Annotated in this window: 25 protein-coding genes; 9 read left to right on the plus strand and 16 right to left on the minus strand. The window is 64.0% G+C overall.

Annotated elements, in window-relative coordinates:
- Positions 1-2 precede the first annotated feature (2 nt).
- From fliM to fliR, 6 genes are read left to right on the plus strand one after another with little or no spacing between them, the layout of a single operon-like run.
- Entirely contained in the window at positions 3-1,010 is a 1,008-nt protein-coding gene (fliM, locus tag AC3WMU_RS09260) for a flagellar motor switch protein FliM (RefSeq protein ID WP_006224612.1), read from the plus strand.
- Positions 1,003-1,557 carry a flagellar motor switch protein FliN gene (fliN, locus tag AC3WMU_RS09265; protein ID WP_006224611.1) on the plus strand — a complete coding sequence of 185 codons (555 nt, stop codon included), beginning with the start codon at positions 1,003-1,005 and terminating at the stop codon, positions 1,555-1,557. The genes fliM and fliN overlap by 8 nt, the downstream gene beginning before the upstream one ends.
- Before the next feature lie 13 nt (positions 1,558-1,570).
- Positions 1,571-1,894, plus strand: a complete 324-nt coding sequence (gene fliO / locus AC3WMU_RS09270; RefSeq protein WP_006224610.1) for a flagellar biosynthetic protein FliO — start codon at positions 1,571-1,573, stop codon at positions 1,892-1,894.
- Between the two features lie 28 nt (positions 1,895-1,922).
- Positions 1,923-2,714 (plus strand): flagellar type III secretion system pore protein FliP, encoded by a 792-nt coding sequence (gene fliP / locus AC3WMU_RS09275; protein ID WP_006224609.1) that lies wholly within the window; start codon positions 1,923-1,925, stop codon positions 2,712-2,714.
- A gap of 19 nt (positions 2,715-2,733) precedes the next feature.
- Positions 2,734-3,003 carry a flagellar biosynthesis protein FliQ gene (fliQ, locus tag AC3WMU_RS09280; protein WP_006219058.1) on the plus strand — a complete coding sequence of 90 codons (270 nt, stop codon included), beginning with the start codon at positions 2,734-2,736 and terminating at the stop codon, positions 3,001-3,003.
- Between the two features lie 35 nt (positions 3,004-3,038).
- Entirely contained in the window at positions 3,039-3,827 is a 789-nt protein-coding gene (gene fliR / locus AC3WMU_RS09285) for a flagellar biosynthetic protein FliR (protein ID WP_006224608.1), read from the plus strand.
- A gap of 92 nt (positions 3,828-3,919) precedes the next feature.
- On the opposite strand, the gene AC3WMU_RS09290 is transcribed toward fliR, so the two are convergent.
- From AC3WMU_RS09290 to flgB, 16 genes are all read right to left on the minus strand, one after another.
- A complete protein-coding gene (locus tag AC3WMU_RS09290) occupies positions 3,920-5,515 on the minus strand; it encodes a methyl-accepting chemotaxis protein (protein ID WP_006224607.1) in 1,596 nt (531 codons plus the stop codon).
- Between the two features lie 323 nt (positions 5,516-5,838).
- On the minus strand, positions 5,839-7,569 hold the full coding sequence (locus AC3WMU_RS09295; RefSeq protein ID WP_143219546.1) for a methyl-accepting chemotaxis protein: 1,731 nt from the start codon (positions 7,567-7,569) through the stop codon (positions 5,839-5,841).
- Positions 7,570-7,710: 141 nt separating this feature from the next.
- Entirely contained in the window at positions 7,711-8,181 is a 471-nt protein-coding gene (locus AC3WMU_RS09300) for a hypothetical protein (RefSeq protein WP_006224605.1), read from the minus strand.
- Between the two features lie 29 nt (positions 8,182-8,210).
- The gene (locus AC3WMU_RS09305; protein WP_424626026.1) at positions 8,211-10,082 is read right to left on the minus strand and encodes a methyl-accepting chemotaxis protein; all 1,872 of its coding nucleotides are present in this window, start codon (positions 10,080-10,082) and stop codon (positions 8,211-8,213) included.
- Positions 10,083-10,190: 108 nt separating this feature from the next.
- A complete protein-coding gene (locus tag AC3WMU_RS09310; RefSeq protein WP_492282209.1) occupies positions 10,191-12,143 on the minus strand; it encodes a methyl-accepting chemotaxis protein in 1,953 nt (650 codons plus the stop codon).
- A gap of 141 nt (positions 12,144-12,284) precedes the next feature.
- Entirely contained in the window at positions 12,285-13,529 is a 1,245-nt protein-coding gene (gene flgL, locus AC3WMU_RS09315) for a flagellar hook-associated protein FlgL (RefSeq protein WP_424626028.1), read from the minus strand.
- 47 nt (positions 13,530-13,576) lie between these two features.
- Complete coding sequence (gene flgK, locus AC3WMU_RS09320) at positions 13,577-15,250, minus strand: flagellar hook-associated protein FlgK (protein WP_424626029.1); 1,674 nt, start codon at positions 15,248-15,250, stop codon at positions 13,577-13,579.
- 73 nt (positions 15,251-15,323) lie between these two features.
- Positions 15,324-16,301: a flagellar assembly peptidoglycan hydrolase FlgJ gene (flgJ, locus tag AC3WMU_RS09325; protein ID WP_280028573.1), complete on the minus strand. Its 978-nt coding sequence runs from the start codon at positions 16,299-16,301 to the stop codon at positions 15,324-15,326.
- 2 nt (positions 16,302-16,303) lie between these two features.
- Complete coding sequence (locus tag AC3WMU_RS09330; protein WP_035213053.1) at positions 16,304-17,440, minus strand: flagellar basal body P-ring protein FlgI; 1,137 nt, start codon at positions 17,438-17,440, stop codon at positions 16,304-16,306.
- Positions 17,441-17,442: 2 nt separating this feature from the next.
- Positions 17,443-18,132 (minus strand): flagellar basal body L-ring protein FlgH, encoded by a 690-nt coding sequence (locus AC3WMU_RS09335; RefSeq protein ID WP_006224598.1) that lies wholly within the window; start codon positions 18,130-18,132, stop codon positions 17,443-17,445.
- The gene (gene flgG / locus AC3WMU_RS09340; protein WP_006224597.1) at positions 18,132-18,917 is read right to left on the minus strand and encodes a flagellar basal-body rod protein FlgG; all 786 of its coding nucleotides are present in this window, start codon (positions 18,915-18,917) and stop codon (positions 18,132-18,134) included. The genes AC3WMU_RS09335 and flgG overlap by 1 nt, the downstream gene beginning before the upstream one ends.
- Before the next feature lie 64 nt (positions 18,918-18,981).
- Positions 18,982-19,743, minus strand: a complete 762-nt coding sequence (locus AC3WMU_RS09345; RefSeq protein ID WP_006224596.1) for a flagellar basal body rod protein FlgF — start codon at positions 19,741-19,743, stop codon at positions 18,982-18,984.
- Positions 19,744-19,781: 38 nt separating this feature from the next.
- Positions 19,782-21,251, minus strand: coding sequence for a flagellar hook-basal body complex protein (locus tag AC3WMU_RS09350; protein ID WP_424626030.1), 1,470 nt, complete (start codon positions 21,249-21,251; stop codon positions 19,782-19,784).
- Positions 21,252-21,322: 71 nt separating this feature from the next.
- Positions 21,323-22,021 (minus strand): flagellar hook capping FlgD N-terminal domain-containing protein, encoded by a 699-nt coding sequence (locus tag AC3WMU_RS09355; protein ID WP_006224594.1) that lies wholly within the window; start codon positions 22,019-22,021, stop codon positions 21,323-21,325.
- Positions 22,022-22,041: 20 nt separating this feature from the next.
- Positions 22,042-22,461, minus strand: a complete 420-nt coding sequence (gene flgC / locus AC3WMU_RS09360; RefSeq protein ID WP_006224593.1) for a flagellar basal body rod protein FlgC — start codon at positions 22,459-22,461, stop codon at positions 22,042-22,044.
- A gap of 22 nt (positions 22,462-22,483) precedes the next feature.
- A complete protein-coding gene (gene flgB, locus AC3WMU_RS09365) occupies positions 22,484-22,891 on the minus strand; it encodes a flagellar basal body rod protein FlgB (RefSeq protein WP_006224592.1) in 408 nt (135 codons plus the stop codon).
- Between the two features lie 177 nt (positions 22,892-23,068).
- Here flgB and flgA point away from each other — a divergent pair, with 177 nt between their 5' ends.
- From flgA to AC3WMU_RS09380, 3 genes are all read left to right on the plus strand, one after another.
- On the plus strand, positions 23,069-23,785 hold the full coding sequence (gene flgA, locus AC3WMU_RS09370) for a flagellar basal body P-ring formation chaperone FlgA (protein WP_424626031.1): 717 nt from the start codon (positions 23,069-23,071) through the stop codon (positions 23,783-23,785).
- 127 nt (positions 23,786-23,912) lie between these two features.
- Entirely contained in the window at positions 23,913-24,206 is a 294-nt protein-coding gene (gene flgM / locus AC3WMU_RS09375; RefSeq protein ID WP_006224590.1) for a flagellar biosynthesis anti-sigma factor FlgM, read from the plus strand.
- A 38-nt stretch (positions 24,207-24,244) separates the two neighbouring features.
- The gene (locus tag AC3WMU_RS09380) at positions 24,245-24,721 is read left to right on the plus strand and encodes a flagella synthesis protein FlgN (RefSeq protein WP_006224589.1); all 477 of its coding nucleotides are present in this window, start codon (positions 24,245-24,247) and stop codon (positions 24,719-24,721) included.
- Positions 24,722-24,767 lie beyond the last annotated feature (46 nt).

The following is a 24,767-nucleotide window of genomic DNA, read 5'->3' on the forward strand; positions in this document are numbered from 1 at the left end:
GCATGGCCTACGAGGCATTCCTTTCACAGGACGAAGTCGATGCGCTGCTTGCCGGCGTCACCGGCGAGAGCGACAGCAAGACCGAGGCGGCCAGTACCAACGATGGCGCGCGCGCCTATGACCTGAGCTCGCCCGAACGCGTCGTGCGCCGCCGCATGCAGACGCTGGAGTTGATCAACGAACGTTTCGCGCGCCATATGCGCAACGTGCTGTTGAACTTCATGCGCCGCAGCGCGGACATCACGGTCGGTTCGATCAAGATCCAGAAGTACGCCGATTTCGAACGCAACCTGCCCGTGCCGAGCAATCTGAACATGATTCAGATGAAGCCCCTGCGCGGCACGGCGCTCTTTACTTACGACCCGAACCTGGTGTTCCTGGTCATCGACAGCCTGTTCGGCGGCGATGGCCGCTACCACACGCGCGTCGAAGGCCGGGATTTCACCACGACCGAACAGCGCATCATCCGGCGCCTGCTCAACCTGACCCTGGAAAGCTACGGCAAGTCCTGGGATCCCGTCTATCCGATCGAATTCGAGTACGTGCGCTCGGAGATGCACACCAAGTTCGCCAGCATCACCGGCAACAATGAAGTGGTGGTCGTCACCTCGTTCCATATCGAATTCGGCGCGACCGGCGGCGACCTGAACATCTGCTTGCCCTACTCCATGATCGAGCCGGTGCGCGATCTGCTGACGCGGCCGCTGCAGGAGACCACGCTGGAAGAAGTGGACCAGCGCTGGTCGCAGCAGTTGTCGCGCCAGGTTCGCAGCGCCGACATCGACGTGGTCGCAGAGTTCGCGCGCATCCCCTCGTCGATCCGCGAGCTGATGAGCCTGAAAGTGGGTGACGTCCTTCCCGTGGACGTGCCCGAAACCATCATTGCCAATGTGGATGGCGTGCCGCTGATGGAATGCGGCTACGGCGTCTTCAACGGCCAGTACGCGCTGCGCGTACAGAACATGTTTACCTACGATACCGATTCACACGAGGCCCCCGACCATGACTGACAAGAACGAGCCTGGCACCGGCTCGTCCCCGGCCGACGACTGGGCCGACGCGCTCGCCGAACAATCCCGCGCCAATCCGCCCACCCAGGCCGACGGCCTGAAGCCGCAGGACGACTGGGCAGCCGCGATGGCTGAACAATCCGCCGCCACGCCGGCAGCCCCTGCACAGGCCGCGCCCGCCGCGCCTGCTGCGCCGGCACCGGCGCCGGCAAAACCTGCCGCGCAATCCGCCGCGCAGTCGGTGTTCAAGCCCCTGGCAGGCGCCACCGCCGGCGCCGGCACCGATATCGATCTGATCATGGACGTGCCCGTCCAGTTGACGGTCGAACTGGGACGCACCCGACTGACCATCAAGAACCTGCTCCAGCTGGGCCAGGGCTCGGTCGTCGAACTGGACGGCCTGGCCGGCGAGCCGATGGACATCTTCGTCAACGGCTACCTGATCGCCCAGGGCGAAGTCGTCGTCGTCGAAGACAAGTACGGTATCCGCCTGACCGACATCATCACCCCGTCCGAGCGGATCAACCGCTTGAACAACCGTCGTTGACGGCACCGGCGCCATGACCGAATCCTCTCTGCTGCGCGTCATCATCGGCCTTGTGCTGGTGGTGGCCGCCATCCTGGTTTCGGCATGGCTCGCCAAGCGCGCAGGATTGACCCAGCGCGGCGGCGGCAACCTGCTCAAGCAGGTCGCCAGCCTGCCGGTTGGTGCGCGCCAAAGCATCGTCGTCGTCGAGATCGACAACACCTGGCTGGTGGTGGGCGTCAGCCCTAACCAGATCAGCACCCTGCATACCCTGCCCGCCGGCCAGTTGCCGGAGGGTTCGCCCTTGCCCGCCGCAGCATTCGCGGCCAAGCTGGGCCAGGCGCTCAAGCGCCGCTAGCGCCACCTGCGCGATCCAAGCGATACCCATGAGTTTGCTCACCCGCACGACCTCCACCCGCGCCCGCCAGAACGCGCTGCCGTTGCTGGCGGCCGCCGCCGTGCTGGGCCTGGCCTTCTTTCCCGCCGGCGTCGTCGCCCAGGCCACGCTGCCGGCGCTGACCACCACTCCCGGCCCCAACGGCTCCGAGACGTACTCGCTCAGCATGCAGACGCTGCTGCTGATGACCTCGCTGTCGTTCCTGCCGGCCGCGCTGCTGATGATGACCGGCTTCACCCGCATCATCATCGTGCTGGGCCTGTTGCGCAGCGCAATGGGCACGGCGATGTCGCCGCCCAACCACGTGCTGATCGGGCTGGCGCTGTTCCTGACCTTCTATACGATGTCGCCGGTGTTCGACAAGATCTACGCCGACGCCTACAAGCCGCTGTCCGAGGGCTCGATCCAGTTCGAGACCGCCGTCGAACGGGCCGCGGGGCCGCTGCGCACCTTCATGCTGCACCAGACTCGCGAGAACGACCTGTCGCTGTTCGCCAACCTGGCCAAGCAGCCGGCACTGGAAGACCCCTCGCAAGTGCCGCTGCGCATTCTGGTGCCGGCGTTCATCACCAGCGAACTGAAGACTGCTTTTCAGATCGGTTTCACCATCTTCATCCCGTTCCTGATCATCGATCTGGTGGTCGCCAGCGTGCTGATGGCGCTGGGCATGATGATGGTGCCGCCCGTCACCGTGGCGCTGCCGTTCAAGCTGATGCTGTTCGTGCTGGCCGACGGCTGGAACCTGCTCATGGGCTCGCTCGCCCAGAGCTTCTACCAATAACGCCCGGAGCAGAATCGCCATGACAGCCGAAACCGTCATGACCATGGCCTACCAGGCGATGAAGATCGTCCTGGCAATGGCCGGCCCGCTGCTGCTGGTCGTGCTGGTGGTGGGTCTCGTCATCAGCATTTTCCAGGCCGCCACGCAGATCAACGAAATGACGCTGTCGTTCATTCCGAAGCTGCTGGCGATGTGCGGCGTGCTGGTGCTGCTGGGCCCGTGGCTGATCGGCGTGATGGTCGACTACATCCGGCAATTGATCGGCCAGATCCCCATGCTGGTGTCCTGAGCGGCCCGCGCCGCCAGACGCCAGACGCTTCCCTCATGATCGCCTTCACGCTCGAACAGCTCAACGGCTGGATCGGCCAGTTCCTCTGGCCGTTCGTGCGCATCCTGGCGCTGGTGGGCACGGCCCCCCTGTTCTCCGAATCCATCATCCCCGTCAAGGTCAAGGTCGGTCTGGCCTTTGTGCTGGCCGTCGCCGTCAGCCCGGCGCTGGACCCCATGCCGCCGATCGCGCCCGGGTCGTTCGCCGGCCTGTGGATGGTGATGCAGCAGGTGCTGATCGGCATCGCCATGGGCTTCACGATGCGCCTGGTGTTCGCCGCCGTGCAGACGGCGGGGGAATTCGTCGGCCTGCAAATGGGTTTGTCGTTCGCGTCATTCTTCGACCCCAGCTCCGGCGCCAACACCGCCGTACTTTCGCGCCTGTTCAACATCATCGCGATGCTGACCTTCCTGGCGTTGGACGGCCATCTCCTCGTCCTGGCGGCCTTGGTGCGGTCTTTCGACACACTACCCGTGGCCATGATCCAGCTGCATCAGAACGGCTGGGGAGTGGTCGTGGAATGGGGCAAGACCGTGTTCGTCTCCGGCCTGTTGCTGGCCCTGCCGCTGATCTGCGCGCTGCTGACCATCAACCTGGCGATGGGCATCCTGAACCGCGCGGCGCAGCAGTTGTCCGTGTTTTCGGTGGGTTTTCCGGTCACCCTCATCGTCGGCGTCACCGTGCTGACCGTGGTGCTGCCGCATGCTGGTCCCTTTTTGGAATCGCTGTTCGAATCCGGGCTGGGCGCCATGAGCCGGGTGGTCGACGCATTGGCGGGCCGATAGCCCCCTGCTTGGCCAGCTCGAAATCAGCACCATGCAAAACGGCCGCTTTTCAGCGGCCGCTTCGTTTGCAGGATGTTGATCGACCAGGCAGGTCAGGGCTGGCCGGTCAACCGGAATACGCGGATCGTTTCGCGCAGCGCGCCGGACTGGTTGCCCAACTGGACCACCGCGCCGCCCAATTCCTGCACCAACGCCGTGTTCTGCACCGTCATCACGTCCATCTGCGATACGGCGGAGTCCACCTGCTCGATGCCGCTGGATTGCTCCTGCGAAGCCTGCGAGATCTCGCCGATGATGTCCGTGACGCGATGCACGGCGGCCACGATTTCTTCCATCGTGGCACCGGCCTGCTCGGCCTGGGCCGACCCTTCCGACACGCGATCGACCGAATCTTCGATCAATCCCTTGATTTCCTTGGCGGCCTGCGCGCTCTTTTGTGCCAGGCTGCGCACCTCGCCGGCGACGACCGCGAAGCCCTTGCCGGACTCGCCCGCACGCGCGGCTTCCACCGCAGCGTTCAATGCCAGGATGTTGGTCTGGAACGCGATGCCTTCGATGATGCTGACGATGTCCGCGATCTTGCGCGAACTGTCAGAAATGCCGTGCATGGTGTTGACCACCTGGCCCACCGCCACGCCGCCGCGACGCGCGACGTCCATGCTGCTGGCGGCCAATTGATTGGCCTGGCGGGCGTTGTCGGCGTTCTGACGCACCGTCGAGGTCAGTTGTTCCATGCTGGCAGCCGTCTGCTGCAGCGAGGCCGCCTGCCCTTCCGTACGACCCGCCAGTTCCTGGTTGCCGCGGGCGATATGCACGGCCGCGTGCGTGGTGCCCTCGATGCCCCGGTAGACGTCCTGTGCAATGCCGATCAGGCTCTTGCGCATGACTTCCAGCGAAAACTTCAGGCTGCCCACTTCATCGTCAGAATCCGCCACGATCTGCGTGGTCAGGTTGCCGGCGGCGACCTGGCGCGCCATGTTGGCGGCATCCACCATCGGATCCAGCAGAGACCGCGACAGGCTCCAGCCCATGCCGAAAATGGCGATCACGCCCAGTGCAATGACGCCGCAGCCGAGGCTGGCGCCCAGGGTATCCAGCGTGGCCCAGTTAGCATGCAGCCCGTAGGCGCCCGCGCCCGCGACGATGCCGCCAGACAGCAGCGCATGGCGCAGCATGCGGCTACGCACGCTGCGCTTGAAGGGAAACGCCACGAGATCCAGTCCACGCCGCCAGCCCGCGCGCACGGGGCGGCCGCGGTGGATGCGCACGCCGCGCGCCGTGCCTTCGCGGATGCGGGCGTACAGCTCCTCGGCCATCTCCACCTGCTCGTCCGACGGACGCACGCGCACAGACGAATACGCGACGACTTCGCCGTTTTCGACAATCGGCGTGGCGTTGGCCAGCACCCAGTAGTAGCCCCCATCCTTGCGCCGGTTCTTGACGAGCCCCAGCCACGATTCGCCCGATTCCAGCGTATCCCACAGATCCGCATAGGCTTCGGACGGCATGTCGGGGTGGCGCACGATGTTGTGCGGCTTGCCGATCAGTTCTTCGCGGGTGAAGCCGCTGACTTCGACGAACGCCGGGTTCGCGTAGACGATGCGGCCCTTGGTATCGGTGCGCGAGATCAGGTACTGATCTTCACGCAGCTTGGTTTCCACGTCATGGACGGGTAGGTTCACGCGCACAGCTAGTCTCCGGTTACTTCATAAGAGCAGCGAATGAATGGCAGCGAGCAACCGGACCTGACGCCCCGCATCGACCTGTACCCGCCCGGCTTGTCGGGCAGGATCCGCTGCCGTCAAACACTGTTCACCGCCCATTTCAGGCGTTATTTTTGTTTACGGTCAAATTTTCGAAAACTTAACGTGCGTAGGAATCGCACGCCGCATCCCATTGCCGTTGCGCAACAAGAAACACGGCCGCGCTCAGGCGCGGCCGTGGTCATGTCCGCGGTAGCTGCCCATCCTGCCGCGCCCATCGCGCGGCCGGTCCGGGCACCACCGACACGTCAGCCTTGCGTCAACGTCGGCGCGGCATAGCCGCCCAGTTGATGCGCGGGCACTTCAATCACTTCACCGGCATTGATCTTGAACACCGCGACGGCTTCGGCCAGGCGGTGAGCCTGATCTTGCAGCGAACCTGCGGCGGCGGCCGCCTCTTCCACCAGCGCCGCGTTCTGCTGCGTCACCTCGTCCATCTGCGACACGGCGCGGTTGACCTGGTCGATGCCGCTGGACTGCTCTTCGGACGCCGCCGAGATCTCGCCCATGATGTCCGTCACGCGCTTCACTGACGCCACGATCTCTTGCATCGTCGCGCCCGCGCGTTCCACCTGCTGCGAGCCCGCGCCCACCTTGGTGACGGAGTCTTCAATCAGGCCCTTGATTTCCTTGGCCGCCTGGGCGCTACGCTGCGCCAACGAGCGCACTTCGCCCGCCACCACCGCAAAGCCCTTGCCCTGCTCACCCGCACGCGCCGCTTCCACAGCCGCATTCAAAGCCAGGATGTTGGTCTGGAATGCAATGCCGTCGATGACGGAGACGATTTCGGAGATCTTGCGCGAGCTGGCGGAAATGCCCTGCATCGTGCTGACCACTTCGGATACCGCGGAACCCCCGCGCTCGGCCACGTCCGAGGCGCTTGCCGCCAGCTGATTCGCCTGGCGTGCGTTGTCGGCGTTCTGCTTCACCGTGGAGGCCAGTTCCTCCATCGAAGCTGCGGTCTCTTCAAGGGATGCAGCCTGCTCTTCCGTCCGACTGGACAGGTCCGTGTTGCCTGCGGCGATTTCTCGCGAGCCCACCGTGATCTCATCCACGCCGCGACGCACCGTCGCTACCGTGCGGGTCAGGCTTTCCTGCATGCGCTTGACCGCCGCCATCAGTTGGCCGATTTCGTTGTGCGAACGGACTTCGACGCGGCTGGTCAGGTCGCCAGCGGCAATCTTGTCGAAATGCTGGCCGGCTTCCACCAGCGGGCGCACGACCAGGCGGCCAAACAGGATGCGGCAGAACACCATCAGCACCAGCGCCAGGCCGACTGCGATGCCCACGGCCACCATGGCGCGGTTGAAGTTCGCCTCGGCCTGGTCGATCGTGGCCTGTTGCTGGTCGCCGATGTACTTGCCGAAATCGTTCAGCGCCTCGATGAAGGCGGCGCTGCGCGGCGTGCCGTATTCGTTGTTCACCATGTAGAACGTCGAATAGTCTTCGCTGCGCAGGGCCTCCACCATGGTGTCCACGCCGTCGTCGATGTACGAGCGATAGCGGCGGACCAGGTTCATGGACAACTGGCGGCCCGTGTCGTCCTGCAGCATGTTCTTCTGGAAGTCCGCGAAGCGGGCGCGCACGCCCGTCAGCAGGTCGGTCGCGCCCTTCAGGGCGGCAGCCGCGTCGCGGGCGGAGTTCTCGCCGCTGCCCCAGCCGGATTCCTGAAGGTGGCGCGCCGCCACCATCAGGCTCACGCGGGCGCGCAGCATGTCGCTGTTGATCACTTCAACCTGCTTGGCGCGTTCGGTCAGTGCGTTGACTTCGCGGATGGATTCGTAGTTGTGCTGCAGGAAAAACGCAGCCAGGCCGCCTACCGCCGCGATCAAGATCGCGAAGAACGCCATGACCCATAGCAGCATCGTACCGACGCGGGCATCGCGCAACCGGAGCTTGCGCTTCACCTTAGGTGCGCGCGCGGCCTTTTTCTTGCCGCCTTTGCCGGCCTTCGCGCCGGATTCGAGACTCGCTTCCATATTTTTTCCCCATCCCTCAGGAACTGCTCTGACCAAATGAAAAACCACCCTGCCGACACGCCCTGTTACATGGGGTGTACATTCAGGGCGACGGTCATTGCGGCTTGCGCCGCAATGCTCTCTGCCGAACTACAACAAGACTTATTTGTTCGCAGGCGCCAACCCGGCCGGTTCGCCCGGACCGGGTATGTAGATGGTTTGCACCTCGGGCTCGGCCATAGGCGCCGGCGGCCAGGCCTGATTCAACTCAGGCGCGGGTGCAGGCCCCAACAACTTCTGGCGTTCCCAAGGTTCCAGCAGAATATTGGTGCTGTCGACCAGCCGCATCAAACGGCCATCCGGGCCGAACTGCAGCAGGGCTTCCTTGCGGCTGTACAGGCCGTCGGCGACAAACGTGATCTTGAAGGACCAGAGGGCCAGAAGCGTGCCGTCGGTCTGCTTGTATAACTTGTCCGGCGGCGCGGTCAGCGCCCGCGAGGCCTCTTCCAGCGTGGTCTGGCCCGGCGTCAGGGTCGACAACTTGCCCGGGTCGAAGTTATGACCCGTCGCCGCGCAGCCGGCCAGCAGAACCGCGATGGCGGCAGTCGCCAGAAGTTGTATATAGCCTCGCATACCCTACCCATTCACCGGCAATTCCGGTATCAGAAAGATTCCCAATCGTCGTCGGACGGCGCCTGGCGGCGGCTTGCCGCCGGCGCCGGCTTGGCGTCGTTGGCGGCCGTTGCCGCGCGCGGTGCGGGACGGCGCAGCGGGCGCGCCGCCGTGGCACCTTCGGCAGCTGCCGCCGGCTTGGTGCGCGCTGCATGCGTCAGGCGTGCGGCAGGCGCCGGTTTGGCGGCGGGGGCTTCGACGGCGGGCGCTTCGGGCGTTGAAGCAGCGGGCGCCGACACGCGTGCGGCGACACGCGGAGCAGACCGCTGCTGCGCCAGTTGGCGGGCCGGCACTTCAATCACTTCACCGGCGTTGATCTTGAACACGGCAACAGCCTGGGCCAGACGCTCGGCCTGTTCCTGCAAAGAGCCTGCGGCAGCAGCTGCCTCTTCCACCAGTGCCGCGTTCTGCTGCGTCACCTCGTCCATCTGCGACACAGCGCGGTTGACCTGGTCGATGCCGCTGGACTGCTCGTCGGACGCCGCCGAGATCTCGCCCATGATGTCGGTCACGCGCTTGACCGAAGCCACGATCTCTTGCATCGTCGCACCGGCGCGTTCCACTTGCTGCGAACCTGCGCCCACCTTCGTGACGGAGTCTTCGATCAGGCCCTTGATTTCCTTGGCCGCCTGGGCGCTGCGCTGCGCCAGCGAGCGCACTTCGCCCGCCACCACCGCAAAGCCCTTGCCCTGCTCGCCCGCACGTGCAGCTTCCACTGCGGCGTTCAAAGCCAGGATGTTGGTCTGGAACGCGATGCCGTCGATGACGGAGACGATTTCGGATATCTTGCGCGAGCTGGCGGAAATGCCCTGCATCGTGCTGACCACTTCCGACACCGCCGAACCTCCGCGCTCGGCCACGTCAGACGCGCTGGCCGCCAATTGGTTCGCCTGACGTGCGTTGTCCGCGTTCTGCTTCACGGTGGAGGCCAGCTGCTCCATCGAGGCGGCAGTTTCTTCAAGCGACGCGGCTTGCTGTTCGGTACGGCTGGACAGGTCCGTGTTGCCCGCGGAAATTTCGCGCGAGCCCACGTTGATCTCGTCCACGCCGCGGCGCACCGTCGAAACCGTACGCGTCAGGCTTTCCTGCATTCGCTTGACGGCCGCCATCAACTGGCCGATCTCGTTGGACGAATTAACGTCCACGCGCACCGTCAGATCGCCGCCGGCGATCTTGTCGAAGCTGTCGCTGACCGTGCGCAACGGCCGCAGGATCACGCGGTTCATGAACAGGAACGCGCCCAGCGACACCACCAGGATCAGCGCGGCCAACGCAAGATACACAAAGGCCATTGTCGACGTCTGGCTGCGCGCGGCCTGGACCTGCTGTTCGCTGAAGGCGTTGATGTCGTTGGCGAATTCGGTCAATTGCTTGGAAAACGCGCCGCTGGCCGCGCCCGCCTTGGTGTTCTTCAAGGCCAGATACGCGGCCGAATCACCCTTGTCCAATGCGCCCATCATGGACTGCAGCGCTTCGGAGAAGGTATTGAACGACGTCAGCAAGTCGCCCTCGGCGGCCTTGCCAAGCGCGGTCACCTTGGGAATCGCCTTGAAGCTTTCCATCTTCTTCTTCGCGTCGGCGATGAGTTGCTGCACGGTGCGGGAGTTTTCAGCCGCGCCGTTCGCATCGCCCGCTGCACGTTGCGCCGCGGTGATGTCTGCACGAATGGTCGCGCGCAGCATCTGCGTATAAGCGTCCTTGATCAGGTTGCTTTGCTGGACGCTCAGGGAGTCCAGGGCGTTGATCGTGTCGGCGCTGGAACGCATGCTGTTCCAGCCCATGGCAATGGCAACCAGTGCGGCCAGGGCAACTGCCAACTGAGCGAGCATCAAGCCCGTGCGCACCTTCAGATTGCTGAACATTTTCCGATAGTTCCGGTAGTCGTCCCGGCGGCGCGCTGTGGCCGCCGGACCGTAAAGGGGGGTATTGCGTATGCTGCTGCCTGTTCAATGCACTGAGCGGTCATCCCGTCAGAAGGACTCCCAATCATCGTCCGCGGGCGGGGGCCTGCGGCTGGCGGCGGACGCCGCTGGCGCGGCATCCGTAGCGCTATCGGCGCGAGTGGCCGGGCGGCGCAAGGGACGCGCCACCGTTGCGGCCGACGCCGCGGGTTTGGGACGCGCCACCTGTGTCTTGCGAGGCGCGGGCTTGGGAGCCTGCACTTCGCCCGCTTCGGCTTCGGTTTCGGCCTGCGGGGCTTGAGGCGCTTGCGAAGCAGTTTGTGCAGCGTTCTGCGCGGGCGCCGCGGCCGGTTTGGCCAAGCGGGCTGCAGGTGCCGCCGGTCGGGACGTCGGAGCCTGCGCGCGCGGTGCCGGCATACGCGGAGCATCCGACTGTTGTGCCAACCGATGGGCCGGCACTTCAATCACTTCGCCCGCGTTGATCTTGAATACCGCAACCGCTTCGGCCAGACGCTGGGCTTGTTCCTGCAGGGAGCCTGCGGCAGCGGCCGCTTCTTCCACCAGGGCCGCGTTCTGCTGCGTCACTTCGTCCATCTGCGACACGGCGCGGTTGACCTGGTCGATACCGCTGGATTGCTCTTCGGACGCCGCCGAGATCTCGCCCATGATGTCGGTCACGCGCTTGACCGAGGACACGATCTCTTGCATCGTCGCGCCTGCGCGTTCCACCTGTTGCGAACCCGCGCCCACCTTGGTGACCGAGTCTTCGATAAGGCCCTTGATTTCCTTGGCCGCCTGGGCGCTGCGCTGCGCCAGCGAGCGCACTTCGCCCGCCACTACCGCAAAACCCTTTCCTTGTTCGCCCGCACGCGCGGCTTCCACCGCCGCGTTCAGGGCCAGGATGTTGGTCTGGAACGCAATGCCGTCGATGACGGACACGATTTCGGAGATCTTGCGCGAGCTGGCGGATATGCCCTGCATCGTGTTGACCACTTCAGCCACCGCCGAACCGCCGCGCTCGGCCACGTCCGAGGCGCTTGCCGCCAGCTGGTTCGCCTGGCGCGCGTTGTCCGCATTCTGCTTCACTGTGGAAGCCAATTGCTCCATCGAGGCGGCCGTCTCTTCAAGCGACGCTGCCTGCTGTTCGGTACGGCTGGACAGGTCCGTGTTGCCTGCGGAAATCTCGCGCGAGCCCACGTTGATCTCGTCCACACCGCGGCGCACCATCGCCACCGTGCGCGTCAGGCTTTCCTGCATGCGTTTGATGGCGCCGAACAATTGTCCGATCTCGTTGGTGCTGCGCACTTCGATCCGGCCGGTGAAGTCACCGCCCGCGATCTTGTCGAAATGGTCTCCCGCCTGATGCAGCGGACGCAGGACGGTGCGGTTGATGAACACCCAGCAACCCAGGGCCAGGATCAGCGCGATCGCCAGCAACGCGATCGTCACAGTGCGCGAGATGTTGTGGTCGACTTCAGCCTGAACCACCAGTTCGTCGGTACGCTTGTCCAGGAACTCCAAGACTGCATTCACGGCTTCGCGGAAGGCCGTGTTAGCGGCGCTGCCGGCATCATTCAGATCCAGGTAGTCCTGCACTGCCATCTTGGACAGTGCTGCGGCTTGGCGTTTGTAAACGTCATCGAACTGCTTGTAGGCCGCTTCAAGCTTGGCCACCAGCGCCTCGGAACCGTCCATGCGCGGCGCCTTGCGGAACTCATCAAGCCACTTGGCGCCTTCCTGCATGAGGACGTCGGCGCGCCTGGTCTGGTCATTGGCTTGTTCGGTTTTGCCTTGCTGCATGTCCATCAGCGAGGTCGCCAACAGCAACCGGCCACGCAGCAAGGCGGCGTTGGCGCGGTTGAGCTGCGTACCCTGATTGGAATAGGCGTCGTTGACCTGCTCCAGCTTATTGTTGCTGGAATTCAACCCCATCCAGGCCACGCCATTGGATATGAACATGGCGCCCGTGAAGAGCAACAGCACCAGAACGATACAGGTGCGAACTTTCAAATTGACAAGCATGAAATATCCGAGCGTTAAGCAACGTGAAACGACACTACCTACCCTGCACGCAACCACGGACGCCCCGGCCTTTGGCCAGAAGCGTCCGTAAGGGCGCAAATCTCCGCACGCGATCCGTGCGCTTTTTGGGGTCCCGCCGCGTTACTTGCGGCTGAACAGGCTGGACCCCTGAATGGTCATGAATGCCGCCGAGGCGGCTTGCAGCGCCACTTGGCGCAACGCAAGCTGGCTGGCGCCGGCGTAGTAGTCCAGGTCTTCCAGGTCGGACAGGGACTTGGCGTAGGTCAGGCCCTTCTTCGTACCGGTGGCATCCAGCGCTTCCAGCTCGTTCATGCGGGCGCCCACCGAAGCGGTCACGGTCAGCACGTTGTCGTAGCTGTTCGACAATTTCTTGTTGGCGGTGGCCAGCGCGTTGGTCACGCGGGCTGTCGCGACCGGGTCGCCGGTGCTCGGGGCGTCAAGCGCCGCGATCAGGTCGTCCAACGTCGAGAACACGTCCATGTCGGTGGACTGCACGTTTTCGACCTTGATGACGTCGTTGGCCTTCGGCTCGCCCGTGACGGTCACCGACACGCCGCCGAAGTCGATCGTGGTGCCCGGCGCATAGCCGGTCGCCGGCAAAGACGGATCCGGCACGGTGACCGGGTTGCCGCCATTGGCGTCGGTAGTCGTCACGCGGAAACCGATGACGCCGGCGGCGTCAGCCTCGAATGTCACCGAAAAGTTCTTGTCAAGGTTGCCGCTGCCCGGGGTCACCGAGACGGCGCTGAATTGCGCCGTGCCCGTGTTCGAGGCCGGCGTCGAGGCGACGTACGCCTGCGAACCGGGATTCGCGCGGCCAAAGATGTCAATACCCAAGTCGCTGGTCGACAATTGGCGGCTTTGGTCGACTTGAATCGTGCGTTCGCCGACCGATCCGCTGTACGAGATTTTGCCCGTGCCGTCCTTGGTATAGGGCATCACGCTACCGTCATTGCCCGAGAACAGGTACAAGCCGCTACCGTCGGTCGTGTTGGCCAGACCCAGCAGGGCCTCGCGTGTGCTCTTCAGATTCATCGACAGGGTCTGGCGATCGCTGTCGGACAACACGCCACCGGCCTGCACCACGCGGGTGCGCGCATCCTGCAGCGTGTTCTTGATGGAATCCAGCGTATTGTTTTCCTGGCCAAGGTTCGTGTTGGCCGTCTGGCGGTTCGACGCGTACGTCGAATTGATGCTTTGCGTCTGCGCCACACCAATCGACAGCGCGGCCGACAAGGGATCATCTGCCGGCGTCAGGAACTTCTTGCCGCTGCCGACTTGCTCGACCAGGCGGTTCATGTCCGATTCCTGAGAGAGCACGCCGCTCAGGCCGTTCGTATACATCATCGTGGTGCTCAGGCGCATGGTGCAACTCCGAAATTCTTTCTAGTCATCACAGTTCAACGGTCTGATCAGCCACGCAGGCCCAACAGCGTGTCAAAAACGGTGCTCGCCACATCGATGATGCGGGCGCTGGCCTGGTATTGCTCCTGGTACAGCGACAAGCTCACGTATTCTTCGTTCAGGTTGACGCCCGACACCGATTGCTGCGCGGCGGCGGTCTGCTTGATCAGGTTGGCCTGCGCGGTGGCGGCGGACTTGGCCTGCGCCGTCTGCACGCCCACCGTATTGACCACCTGTCCGAACATGTCAGTGGTGCTCATCGTGCCGTGGCCCAGTACCTTGGCGGTCTGCAACTGCGCCAGCTTCAGCGCATTCTTGCCGTTGGCGTCGCCGCCTTCGGTGTCGGCTGCGGCAATGCGTTCCGGATCCTGGATGAGCACGTTGATGTCGCGGGCAGCATCGCGCGTGGGCGACAACGACCATTTATCGCCCGCCTGGGGCGGCGCGTTGATCGTCAACGTGACGCCCATCTCGTTTTCCATGTTCAACGTCGCGTTGGGCGGCGTGCCGGTAGCCGGGCCGTTATAGACCTGGCTGCCTTCCGGCATACGCAGAACCTGGTAGTTCGTGCCATCAAACGAAATTTCGTAGTCTTTCGCGTTGATGTTGTTCAGATTCGTGAACTGGCCCGAAATCTGCGCGTTGCTCTTGTTCAGCGTGTTCGGCACGCCTTGCGGCGACGAAATGCTGAAGAAGTCCGTGCCCGGGTTGCCGTTCTGATCCAGACCTTGCCGGTGCTGTTCATTGAAGGACATCGCCAGACCAACCGCCATCTGGCCCAACTGGGCCTGCATGACGTCCAGCGAAGACGAACGGAACTGCAACAGGCCACCCAGCTTGCCGCCGGTGACTTCGTTGTCGGACAGTTCAACCGACACCGTCTTGCCCGAACCCGCCGGCAACGTGTAGGCCAGGACCGTACGGCCGGCATCTTTGGTCGACGGGACGGCTTGCAGCGGATAGATCGTGGTGCCGGACAGCAGCGCCTGGCCGCCCTTTGCCAACGAGATATTGATCTTGTCGCCTTGCTCGTACGTGGTGATACCCACGAGCTGGTTCAATTCGGCCACGGCCAGGTCACGCTGGTCCAGCAGGTCGTTGGGGGGGCCGTTGCCGGCCTTGCCCGTCGCCAGCGAAATTTGCGTATTCAGGTCATCAATACGGGTCAGGTAGCTATTGACCTGCTCGACCGTAGCGGTGATCTGCGTGTTCAGGCCTTCACGCTGATTCTGCATTTCCGTGTAGGCGGAACGGATCTGAGTGGCCAGACTGTTCGCCTTGCCCAGCAAATCCTGGCGTGCAGCCGGATCGGCGGGCTTGCTGGCCACCGCGTTCATGCTGGAGAAGAAGTTGGTCAGGCCTGGGGCAATGCCCACGGTGCGGTCGGCAAACAGATTGTTGATCTGCGACACCTGATCCAGCTGGGCCTGCATTTGCGCACCGCTGCCCTGCGCGCCGACCAGCTGCTTGTACAAGAAGCTGTCGTAGCTGCGCACGACGGTGTCGACCTGGACGCCGCGGCCGATGTATCCGTTGCTGGTGGCTTGCGCGCCCGCGGTGGACGTCATGACGCGCTGACGGTTGTAGCCGACCGTGGTGGCATTGTTGATGTTGTGGCTGGTGGTGGCCAAACCCGCTTGTGCGGCGTTCAGCCCGCCCAATGCCGTTTTATACAAATTCATGCTGACAATGCCCCGTATGTAACCGCAGCTGTTATCTCTGGATACTCCATTAACGGCAGGAGATCGTCCAAATTTAGAGTCCTTCCAACATCTGGCGAGAATTTTCCACCTGGGTGGCCGCCCCTCGGAGCTGGCCCATGATGCCGATCAGTTTCTGCGCATAGCGCGGGTCGGTCGCATAGCCCGCATCCTGGATCTTGCGCGCCGCGTCGACCTCGTTGCGTGCCTGGGTGACGGCCTCGTACCGCGGGCTGTTGCCGATCAGGCGGGCGTAGTCCGCGAACGATTCCTCGTACGACGCATAAGCGCGGAAGGGTTGCGTCACCTTTTTCGCGACGCCATCTTCGTATTCCGTGGTCAGCACATTGACGACCTTGCCCTTCCAGCTGGCGCCCGCCTTGATGCCGAACAGGTTGTAGCTGGTGCTGCCGTCGGCGTGCTTGATCTCGCGTTGACCCCAGCCCGATTCAAGGGCCGCCTGGCCCATGATCAGGCGCGCGGGCACGCCGCTTTGCTGCGACGCCAGATTGGCCGCGCGCGACATCTTCGACACGAAGTCCACGACGTGTTCCGGCGCGCCTTCAGCGGCGGCCAGCGCGCGGTCGCTGGCGCGGTTGTTGCGCATCACATTCAGCAACGCGGACACTTCCCGCGAACCGCCAGTACGGAAATCCAGGTCGGCGCCCTGCCCGATCGCGCGCACCGCGTCATCGGACACGTCGGCCGGCTTGCCCTGCTGCATCTGCGCCAGGATGGATTGGGACAGCCCGATGCCGGGAGTCGCCAGGTGCAGCGCCAACTGCTCGTCGGCCATGGATTGCAGCATCTGCGTCTGTTGCGAGTCGAACAGCCCTTCCTTGGGCGTCGCCTCGCGCATGCGCTTGACCATCATCTGCAGAAACAGGGCCTCGAACTGCTTGGCGACCTGCTTCTGCTGCTCGGTGCCTTCGGGGTCTTTCTTGACGTCCCGCTTCAGGTCCGACAGGCGACCCATGTCGAAGACCGAATCTTGCCGGGCGGCGCCTCGGGACGCGTCGTTTGCGACAGCCATCGTCAGATGATTTCCAGTTCAGCGCGCAAGGCGCCAGCGGTCTTCATGGCCTGAAGGATGGCCAGCAGATCCTGCGGCGTCGCGCCCAGGGCGTTCAGGCCCTTGACCACGTCAGCCAGATTGGCGCTGGTGCTCACGCGCTGCAGCGAGCCGTTGTCCTGGCGCACTTCGATCTGGGTGTTGGGCACCACCACCGTCTGGCCTTCCGTGAAAGGCGTGTCGGGCTGCGACACCTGGTTCTGGCGATTGATGATGACCGACAGGTTGCCGTGCGCCACGGCCGCCTCTTCGATCATGACCGTGCGGTTCATGACGACCGAGCCGGTGCGCGCATTGATGATGACCTTGGCCACGGTCGGCGCGCGCGCCACCTGCAGGTCTTCGACCAGCGACAGGAAGCGGGCCTGAGAAGCCTGCTCCATCGGCGTGCGCACCTGCACCACGCGCCCGTCCAGCGCGGTCGCCGTGCCCTGGCCGAACTTCTTGTTCAGTGCCGTCGCCACGTTCTGCGCCGTGCCGAAGTCGGTATTGTTCAGTTCCACATGGATGTAGCCGTCGCGCGAGAACGTGGTGGGCACGCCGCGCTCGACAATGGCGCCCGCGCTGATGCGGCCGCCGTTCAACTGGTTGATCTGCACGCTGGAACCGCCCGCGGAAGCGCCGGCCCCGCCCACCAGGATGTTGCCCTGGGCGATGGCGTAGACCTGGCTGTCCGCGCCCTTCATGGGCGTCATCAGCAAGGTGCCGCCGCGCAGGCTCTTGGCGTTGCCCATCGAAGACACCACCACGTCCAGCGTCTGGCCGGGCCGGGCGAACGCGGGCAAGGTAGTCGTGACCATGACCGCCGCCACGTTCTTCAACTGCATGTTGCTGCCGGCGGGCACGGTAATGCCCAATTGCGACAGCATGTTGGTCAGGCTTTGCTGCGTGAACGGAGTCTGCCGCACCTGGTCGCCGCTGCCGTCCAAGCCCACGACGAGACCATAGCCGATCAGCTGGTTGCCCCGCACGCCCTGGATCGTGGCCAGGTCCTTGAGCCGCTCGGCCTGTGCCACGCCGGCGCCAGCGACCAGTCCGACCGCCACGCAGACGCGGGCGAACAGGGACAGCAAGGCGGATATCGGAGTCGGTTGTGTCATGGTCAGAACGGCGAAGCGATCAGGAAGAAGCGTTGCAGCCAGCCCATGGTCTGGACTTCGTCCATGACGCCCTTGCTGCGGTACTCGATACGGGCGTCGGCCACCTGGGTGGACGACACGGTGTTCGTGCCGGTGATGGAACGCGGATCCACCACGCCTGCGAAGCGGACGTATTCGCTGCCGCGGTTGATGGCGATCTGCTTTTCGCCCGCCACTTGCAGGTTGCCGTTGGACATCACGCCCACCACCGTCGTGGTGATGGTGCCAGTGAAGGCGTTGTTGGCCGTGCTGTCGCCCTTGCCCTGCGACACGTTGCCGCCCTTGGCGTCGGTATTCAGGTTTGCACCCGCCCAACTGTCCATGAAGGACGGCGCGGCAGCGATGCCCAGCGAGGTCGATCCCGACCGGTTGGTATTGGTCGCCACGTTCTTGGAGGCATTCGTCCGCTCGTTCAGCACGATGGTGACGATGTCGCCCACGTTGCGCGGCCGGCGATCCTCGAACAACGGATAGTTGCCGTACGTGGTCGGCTGATAGATGGAGCCCGTGGGCTGCGCCATGGGCATCGGCGGCGGCGGCGGTGCGGCCGTCGTCGGCCCGGTCACGATGGGCTCGGGCGGAATCATGGCGCAACCGGCCGCCAGCATAGCCAGCGCCGCAGCGAATACCAGACGCAGGACAGACATGGGCATCACAGTTGGGACAGGCGGGCCAGCATCTCGTCAGAGGTCTTGACGGCCTTGCTGTTCATTTCATAGGCGCGTTGCGTGGTGATCATGTTGACCAGTTCTTCGGCAACGTTCACGTTGGACGTTTCGACGTAGTTCTGCATGATCGAACCTGCGCCGTCCACGCCAGGCTGCAGCAGGTTGGCCGGACCCGACGCGTCGGTTTCCAGGTACAGGTTCTCGCCGATGCTTTGCAGGCCGGTGGGGTTGATGAACGTGGCGATCTGCAATTGGCCGATCTGCACGTTCACGCCGGCGGCGCCGGGCTGCGTCACCGAAACGATGCCGTCCTTGCCGATAGAGATCGACAGCGCGTTGTCCGGCACGTTCATCGGCGGCTGGATCACGTAACCGCTGACGGTCGTCAGCTGGCCGTTCTGGTCGCGCTGCAGCGCGCCGTCACGGGTGTAGCCCTGGGTACCGTCAGGCAGTTCGACTTGCAGGAAGCCGCGGCCGTTGATGGCGATATCCATTTCGCCACCGGTGTTGTTCAGGTTGCCTTCCGTATGGATGCGTTCGGTAGCAGCCACGCGTGCGCCCGTACCCAATTGCAGGCCCGACGGCAGTTGCGTGGCGTCGCCCACCTGGGCGCCGGGCTGGCGCAGCGTCTGGTACATCAGGTCCTGGAACACGGCGCGGCCGCGCTTGAACCCGTTGGTGGAGACGTTGGCCAAGTTGTTGGAAATCACGTCCATGGAGGTCTGTTGACCTTCCAGGCCCGTTTTGGCAATCCACAACGAACGCATCATGATGAAGTACTCCTGGTGCCGCGGCTTGGCCGCGCGCGAAAATTGTTTAAATCAGCCCGCGGGATCAGCCGACGGACAGAATCCCGTTGGCGCGTTCCGCGTTGCGGTCCGACTGCTGGATCACCTGCATCTGCTGCTCGAAGCGACGCGCGTTTTCGATCATGCCCACCATCACCTTCATGGGATTGGTGTTGCTGCCTTCCAGCACGCCGGACAACACGCGCAGGCCAGGGTCGGCGGGCGCGGGCGGCGCCGGCTGGCCGTTGACCGGCGCCAGGCGGAAGACGCCGTCATCGCCATGCACCAACTGCGCGTTGTTCGGGTTCGCCAGCTTGATGCGGCCCAGGTTCAGGATGTTGTTGGGACCGTCGCCGGCGCCAATGGCCGTGATGGTGCCGTCGGAAGTGATCGTCAGCGCAGCCTGGTCCGGCACGTCGATGGGGCCGCCCTGATCGGACAGCACCGGCTGGCCCAGCGAGGTCTGCAGCAGGCCGTTGATGCCGACCTGCAGGCTGCCGCCCCGGGTATAGGCTTCGCCCTGCGGGGTCTGCACCGCGATCCAGCCGTTTTCGCTGGCCAGCGCCACATCCAGGTCGCGGCCCGTGGTCTGCATGGTGCCCATCTGGAAGCTGTTACCGGGCGTGGACGCCACCGTCGAAACGCGCGTAGGCAGACTCACCCCGTCCGTCATCGGAACCGACCGGTACAGCGCGATCTGCTCGCGAAAGCCCGTCGTGTTCACGTTGGCCATGTTGTTGGCGAGCGCCGCCTGATGCTCAGTGATACGCGCTGCGCCATTCATGGCGGTGTAGATGATTCTGTCCATTGCCTATTCCGTCGGTGTCGTCGCGAGCCTGTCAGGCTTTACTTCAGGTTCATCAGGACTTGCATGATTTCGTCCTGGGTCTTGATGGTTTGCGAGTTGGCCTGATAGGTGCGCTGGGCGATGATCATGTTGACCAGCTCTTTGCTCATGTCGACGTTGGACGCTTCCGTCGCCTGGCCCACGACCTTGGACAGGCCGTTGGTGCCCGGCTGGCCCAGGATCGGTTGGCCGGACGCCGCGGTTTCAGTCCAGGCGTTGTTGCCCACCGGCTGCAACCCTTGCAGGTTGGAGAAGTCGGCCAGCACGATCGTGCCGACGACTTGCGTCTCGCCGTTGGTGTAGCGGGCCACCAGGCTGCCGTCGCCGCTGATGTTGATGCCGCTGAATTCACCGGACGTGTAACCGTTGGGCTTGGCCACCAGCTTGTAGTCGCTGCCGTACTGCGTGGTGCCGGTGTAGTTCATGGCGATGCTGATCGGATCGGCCGGCGTGGTGGTGCCACCCGGCGCCGCAAAGCTCAGCGTCACGACCGGGGCACTGGTCAGCGCGCCGGCCTTGTTGAACGTGAACTGCTGGGGGTTGCCCCATACGCCGCCCGCCTGAGTCGTGGGCGCCATGGCCTGACCGTCCATCGTGTAGTACACGTCATAGACGCTGTTGCCCGCCGCATCGGCCGGACGCTTGACGAAGTACTGCATCACCTGGTGCGAGTTGCCCAGGGAGTCGAACACCGTCATGGGCGACGCGTTCGTGTAGCTGCTGGAAATCGTGGGATCGAACGGACGGCCGATTTCGGTCACTGCCGCGGTGTAGTTCACGTAACCGGGAATCTGGGTGATATCGCCGGCGGTGATCGCGCCCGTCCCATCGATGGTGACGGTATTCGGTGCCGTGCCGTAGGTGCCGGCGGCCGGCGCGCCTGCGGCCCAGACCAGGTCGCCCGTCGCGTTGCGGGTGAACGTATAAGCCGTGCCACCCAACGTGACGGTGCCGTCCTGTGCAGGCTTGGTCACCGTATCCGTCAGGTACACCACTTTAGCGTTGGCATCCAGGTTGGCCACGGTCGTGCCAGTGCTGGTGGCCTGCGGGGCCACGTTGGCGGTCGGTAATTGCAGTTCGGTCGGATTAGCACCGATCGCGCCGGCGGGGTAACCCGTCATGCGGTAGCCCTGCGCGTTCACGATGAAATTGTTCTTGTCGACCAGGAATTCGCCGTTGCGGGTGTACATCACCGCACCGCTCTGGTCCGTCACGCGGAACATGCCTTTCGCGCCGTCGATCGCAATGTCGTAATCGCCGCCGCCGCCCTGCACCGTACCCACAGTGAAGCGCTGCGTGATCGCCGACACCTTGACACCCAGACCCACGCGCGAGCTGGCGTAGACGTCGGCGAACGACGCGGTCGACGACTTGAAGCCGACGGTGCCGGTGTTGGCGATGTTGTTGCCGATCACGTCCAGGTTCTGCGATGCGGCGTTCAAGCCGCTCAATCCTTGTCCGAAGCCCATGTTTTCTCTCGCTAATCTTTATCTAGTGAAGCCGTCGCGCATGCGCCGGCGCCGATTCAAATCCGCCCGGTTCAGGCGCCGATTACCTTACGCACGTCCAGCATGCTGGTCTGGCCATCCAGGCCCAGATCCAGACGCAAGCCGTTGGTGGAATACGCCACGCTCTTGACCTGGCCGTAGCTCAGCACTTCCGCATTCACCTTCTTGCCATCGCCGTCGGTCGCCAGCACGGACACGGTGTACGCGCCCGCATCCAGCGCCACGCCGCTGTCGTTCTTGCCATCCCAGTTCAGCGTGTAGACGCCGGTCTTCTGTTCGCCCATTTCGATGGTGCGCACGACCGCCCCGTTCGAGTCCGAAATGCGGACCTGCACCTTCTGCGCATCGCCTTGCAGATCCAGGCCATAAGGGGTAACCACGCGTTCGGCGGCGTTGTCGCCATCCACGCCGACCTTGACCTTGGTGCCGGGGATCAGCACGCCCTTGCCGATCATCGCCACGGCGTTCATCGACTGCGACACGTCGATCTGGCCGCTGATGGCCAGCATGGTGTTCTTCAGGTTGTTGATGCCTTCCACCGTGGAGATCTGCGCCAGCTGCGAGGTCAGCTCCGCGTTCTGCATGGGGTTCAGCGGATCCTGGTTCTGCAGCTGGGTCACCAGCAGCTTCAGGAACTGGTCCTGCAAGCCCTGCGCCGTGCTGGAGCCGTTGGCGCCGCTTTGCGCGAGGCCCAGGCCGGTGGTGCTGGTGTTCTGGTCAACGGTGGTCATGGATTCACTCTGTCAGGAAATTAGGATTGGCCGATGGTCAGCGTCTTCTGCATCAACGCCTTGGCGGTGTTGAGGACCTCGACGTTCGCCTGGTAGGACCGCGATGCCGCGATCATGTTGACCGTTTCGGCCACCGGGTCGACGTTGGGCATGCTGATGTAGCCCTGGGCGTCGGCCAGCGGATGCTTGGGGTCATAGACCTGCTTGAGGGGCGACGGATCCTGGATGACGCCGGCCACCCGGACGCCGCCGATCTCCTGCCCCAGCGCCTGGCCAGCAGCCGGGTTGACCTGGAACACGACCTGGCGGGCGCGATACGGCTGGCCGTCCGGACCCACGACGCTGTCGGCGTTGGCCATGTTGCTGGCCGACACGTTCATGCGCTGCGATTGCGCGCTGAGCGCCGAACCGGCGATATCGAAAATGCTCAACAAGGACATTGCCTGTCGCTCCCTTTATGAATCAATCCTGAATAGCCGTCTGCATGGTCCGGATGCGACCGGAGATCATCTGCATCGTGCTTTGGTAATGCAACGTGTTGTCGGCAAACTGCACGCGCTCGATGTCCATGTCTACCGTGTTGCCGTCCATGCTGGGCTGGTAGGGCAGGCGGTACAGCAGCTCGGTCGGCCCCTGGGACACGGCTTTGGCCGGGATGTGGCGGGCCGAGGTCAGCGCCAGCGACGTATCCGGCAGGCGCATGGTGCCTTCCATCGCGGTCTGCATCGCGGCCTTGAAGTCAAAGTCGCGAGCTTTGTAGTTGGGCGTGTCGGCATTGGCGATGTTCGACGACAGCACTTCCTGACGCTGCGCGCGCAGTCCCAAGGCCTGCTGGTAGAACCGGAAATCTTCGTTAAGCCTGTCTAGCATCGTGGCGCCTTCGTGCGTTGCAATACGGATAGAGCAAGGGACTTCGGACGCACCGTTATCCCATTGGATGACGGCATCATAGGGGCCGGCGGCAAAACACAATCAGCCAAATAACCCGCCATTTCTCATCCAATTCCCGTATTGCCGAACGGCCCGGACTCCTACAATTCATCCATCATGAAAATCTCCGCACGACATCTCTGCGCGCGCGCCGGCTGCCTGATCGCCCTGGCCCTGGCCACCTCCGGGACGGCCCTGGCGCAGGACGCCGCCAGCCAGGCGCCGGAGGCGATTGCCGTCGCGGCGCAAAGTTATCTGCTGGACCAATTGGCCGGACTGCCAGGGCAACCCGCCGTCTCCATCGACCCGCCGCGCGCCGAGCGCCTGGCGCCCTGCGACGCCATGTCCCCATTTATGCCGTCGGGTATGAAGCTGCGGTCGCGCATGACCGTCGGCGTGCGCTGCAATGCGCCCAAGCCCTGGACGACTTACGTGCAGGCGACCGTGAGCGTCCCCGGCTACTACTACGTCGCATCGCGGATGATCTCGGCCGGCCAGGCACTGACGCCGGACGATCTTTCCCCCCGGGACGGCGATCTGGTGTCGCTCCCGCCCGGCGCCATCACCGATCCCCAGACCGTCATCGGCATGACGGCCGCCTTCCGAATCAATGCCGGGCAACCGGTCCGCGGATCGTCGCTGCGCAACGCCCAATCCGTCGTCCGCGGCTCAAACGTCCGGATCAACGCGCGCGGCAACGGTTTCGTGGTCAGCAGCGAAGGCCTGGCGCTGGACAACGCCGCGCCCGGCGCGATGGTGCAGGTACGCACGGCCAGCGGCCAAGTGGTCAGCGGGGTGGTCAAGAATGCGGGGCTGGTTGAAATACAACTGTAGGTAATGTTACAAATCGCGCTGCGCCAGGCGACGGCCTGCCCTAAAGTTCGTTCCGGCCCTGCCGTTACAGAGACATAAGTAGGCGGATCCGTCGCAAACCGACCCAGGACGCCCTGCGGAGAAAACCTTGAAAATCAATTCGACCACCAACCGGCCCATTTCTGCCGACGCCGTTGCCCAACGCCCGGATTCCGCGGTTGCGCAGGCGTACGGCGCCAGCAATGGCAGCGGCTCCAGCAGCTCGCAAGTGGCGCTGAGCTCGGCGTCGCGCAAGATGTTGGCCCTGCAAGACGGCTCGAACGACATCAACGTCGAGCGCGTGGCCGCCATTCGCGCCGCGATTGCTTCAGGCCAGTTGAAGATCGACACCGGCAAGATTGCCGACAGCCTGATCGCCAGCGCGCGCGATCTGCTGAAGTAATTCCCCGTTCACCGCCCTACCGCCTTCGAAGCACGATCATGAACCCCGTCGATTCCCTCCAGTCCTGCATGCGGCAGGAAGATGCCCTGATCTCCGAGTTCTCGACCATTCTGGAAGAAGAGACCGAAGTGCTGGTGGGCCCGGGGAACGTCGGCGCGCTGCAGGCCATCACCGAACGCAAGGGGCGCATTGCTCAACAACTGGTCGACCTGAGCGACACCCGGAACGGCCTGCTGTCCGAAATCGGCCTGCCCGTCGGGCATGCCGGCACCGAACAAGCCGCCGTGCTGCACCCGCAGCTGTCCGAGATCTGGCAAGCGCTGCTGACCAAGTCGGCCTCGGCCAACGAAATCAATATGCGCAATGGTGCGCTGATCGACGTACACCTGCGCTATACCCAGCAGTCGCTGGACGCGCTGCGCAACATCAACGGCGTGGGCGTCGCCACCACGTACGACGCTCAGGGCCGTGGAGCGCGCGGTGCCCCAGGCCGCAAGCCCATCGTGGCGGGCTGAGCGCCCCTACGTCTTTACCGCTTCAGCAATAGACAAAGGCGGCGCA

This window comes from Achromobacter sp. FW305-C-13, assembly GCF_058783475.1.

Excerpts from the sequence above, each read along its gene's own strand:
- flgL (WP_424626028.1), bottom strand. The coding sequence starts at position 13,529 with ATGCGCCTGAGCACCACGATGATGTATACGAACGGCCTGAGCGGCGTG.
- AC3WMU_RS09345 (WP_006224596.1), bottom strand. The coding sequence starts at position 19,743 with ATGGACAGAATCATCTACACCGCCATGAATGGCGCAGCGCGTATCACT.
- AC3WMU_RS09305 (WP_424626026.1), bottom strand. The coding sequence starts at position 10,082 with ATGTTCAGCAATCTGAAGGTGCGCACGGGCTTGATGCTCGCTCAGTTG.
- fliM (WP_006224612.1), top strand. The coding sequence starts at position 3 with ATGGCCTACGAGGCATTCCTTTCACAGGACGAAGTCGATGCGCTGCTT.
- flgC (WP_006224593.1), bottom strand. The coding sequence starts at position 22,461 with ATGTCCTTGTTGAGCATTTTCGATATCGCCGGTTCGGCGCTCAGCGCG.
- fliO (WP_006224610.1), top strand. The coding sequence starts at position 1,571 with ATGACCGAATCCTCTCTGCTGCGCGTCATCATCGGCCTTGTGCTGGTG.
- fliP (WP_006224609.1), top strand. The coding sequence starts at position 1,923 with ATGAGTTTGCTCACCCGCACGACCTCCACCCGCGCCCGCCAGAACGCG.
- AC3WMU_RS09295 (WP_143219546.1), bottom strand. The coding sequence starts at position 7,569 with ATGGAAGCGAGTCTCGAATCCGGCGCGAAGGCCGGCAAAGGCGGCAAG.
- fliQ (WP_006219058.1), top strand. The coding sequence starts at position 2,734 with ATGACAGCCGAAACCGTCATGACCATGGCCTACCAGGCGATGAAGATC.
- AC3WMU_RS09355 (WP_006224594.1), bottom strand. The coding sequence starts at position 22,021 with ATGACCACCGTTGACCAGAACACCAGCACCACCGGCCTGGGCCTCGCG.
- flgA (WP_424626031.1), top strand. The coding sequence starts at position 23,069 with ATGAAAATCTCCGCACGACATCTCTGCGCGCGCGCCGGCTGCCTGATC.
- AC3WMU_RS09310 (WP_492282209.1), bottom strand. The coding sequence starts at position 12,143 with ATGCTTGTCAATTTGAAAGTTCGCACCTGTATCGTTCTGGTGCTGTTG.
- flgG (WP_006224597.1), bottom strand. The coding sequence starts at position 18,917 with ATGATGCGTTCGTTGTGGATTGCCAAAACGGGCCTGGAAGGTCAACAG.
- AC3WMU_RS09300 (WP_006224605.1), bottom strand. The coding sequence starts at position 8,181 with ATGCGAGGCTATATACAACTTCTGGCGACTGCCGCCATCGCGGTTCTG.
- fliR (WP_006224608.1), top strand. The coding sequence starts at position 3,039 with ATGATCGCCTTCACGCTCGAACAGCTCAACGGCTGGATCGGCCAGTTC.
- flgK (WP_424626029.1), bottom strand. The coding sequence starts at position 15,250 with ATGAATTTGTATAAAACGGCATTGGGCGGGCTGAACGCCGCACAAGCG.
- fliN (WP_006224611.1), top strand. The coding sequence starts at position 1,003 with ATGACTGACAAGAACGAGCCTGGCACCGGCTCGTCCCCGGCCGACGAC.
- AC3WMU_RS09380 (WP_006224589.1), top strand. The coding sequence starts at position 24,245 with ATGAACCCCGTCGATTCCCTCCAGTCCTGCATGCGGCAGGAAGATGCC.
- AC3WMU_RS09335 (WP_006224598.1), bottom strand. The coding sequence starts at position 18,132 with ATGCCCATGTCTGTCCTGCGTCTGGTATTCGCTGCGGCGCTGGCTATG.
- AC3WMU_RS09350 (WP_424626030.1), bottom strand. The coding sequence starts at position 21,251 with ATGGGCTTCGGACAAGGATTGAGCGGCTTGAACGCCGCATCGCAGAAC.
- flgB (WP_006224592.1), bottom strand. The coding sequence starts at position 22,891 with ATGCTAGACAGGCTTAACGAAGATTTCCGGTTCTACCAGCAGGCCTTG.
- flgJ (WP_280028573.1), bottom strand. The coding sequence starts at position 16,301 with ATGGCTGTCGCAAACGACGCGTCCCGAGGCGCCGCCCGGCAAGATTCG.
- AC3WMU_RS09330 (WP_035213053.1), bottom strand. The coding sequence starts at position 17,440 with ATGACACAACCGACTCCGATATCCGCCTTGCTGTCCCTGTTCGCCCGC.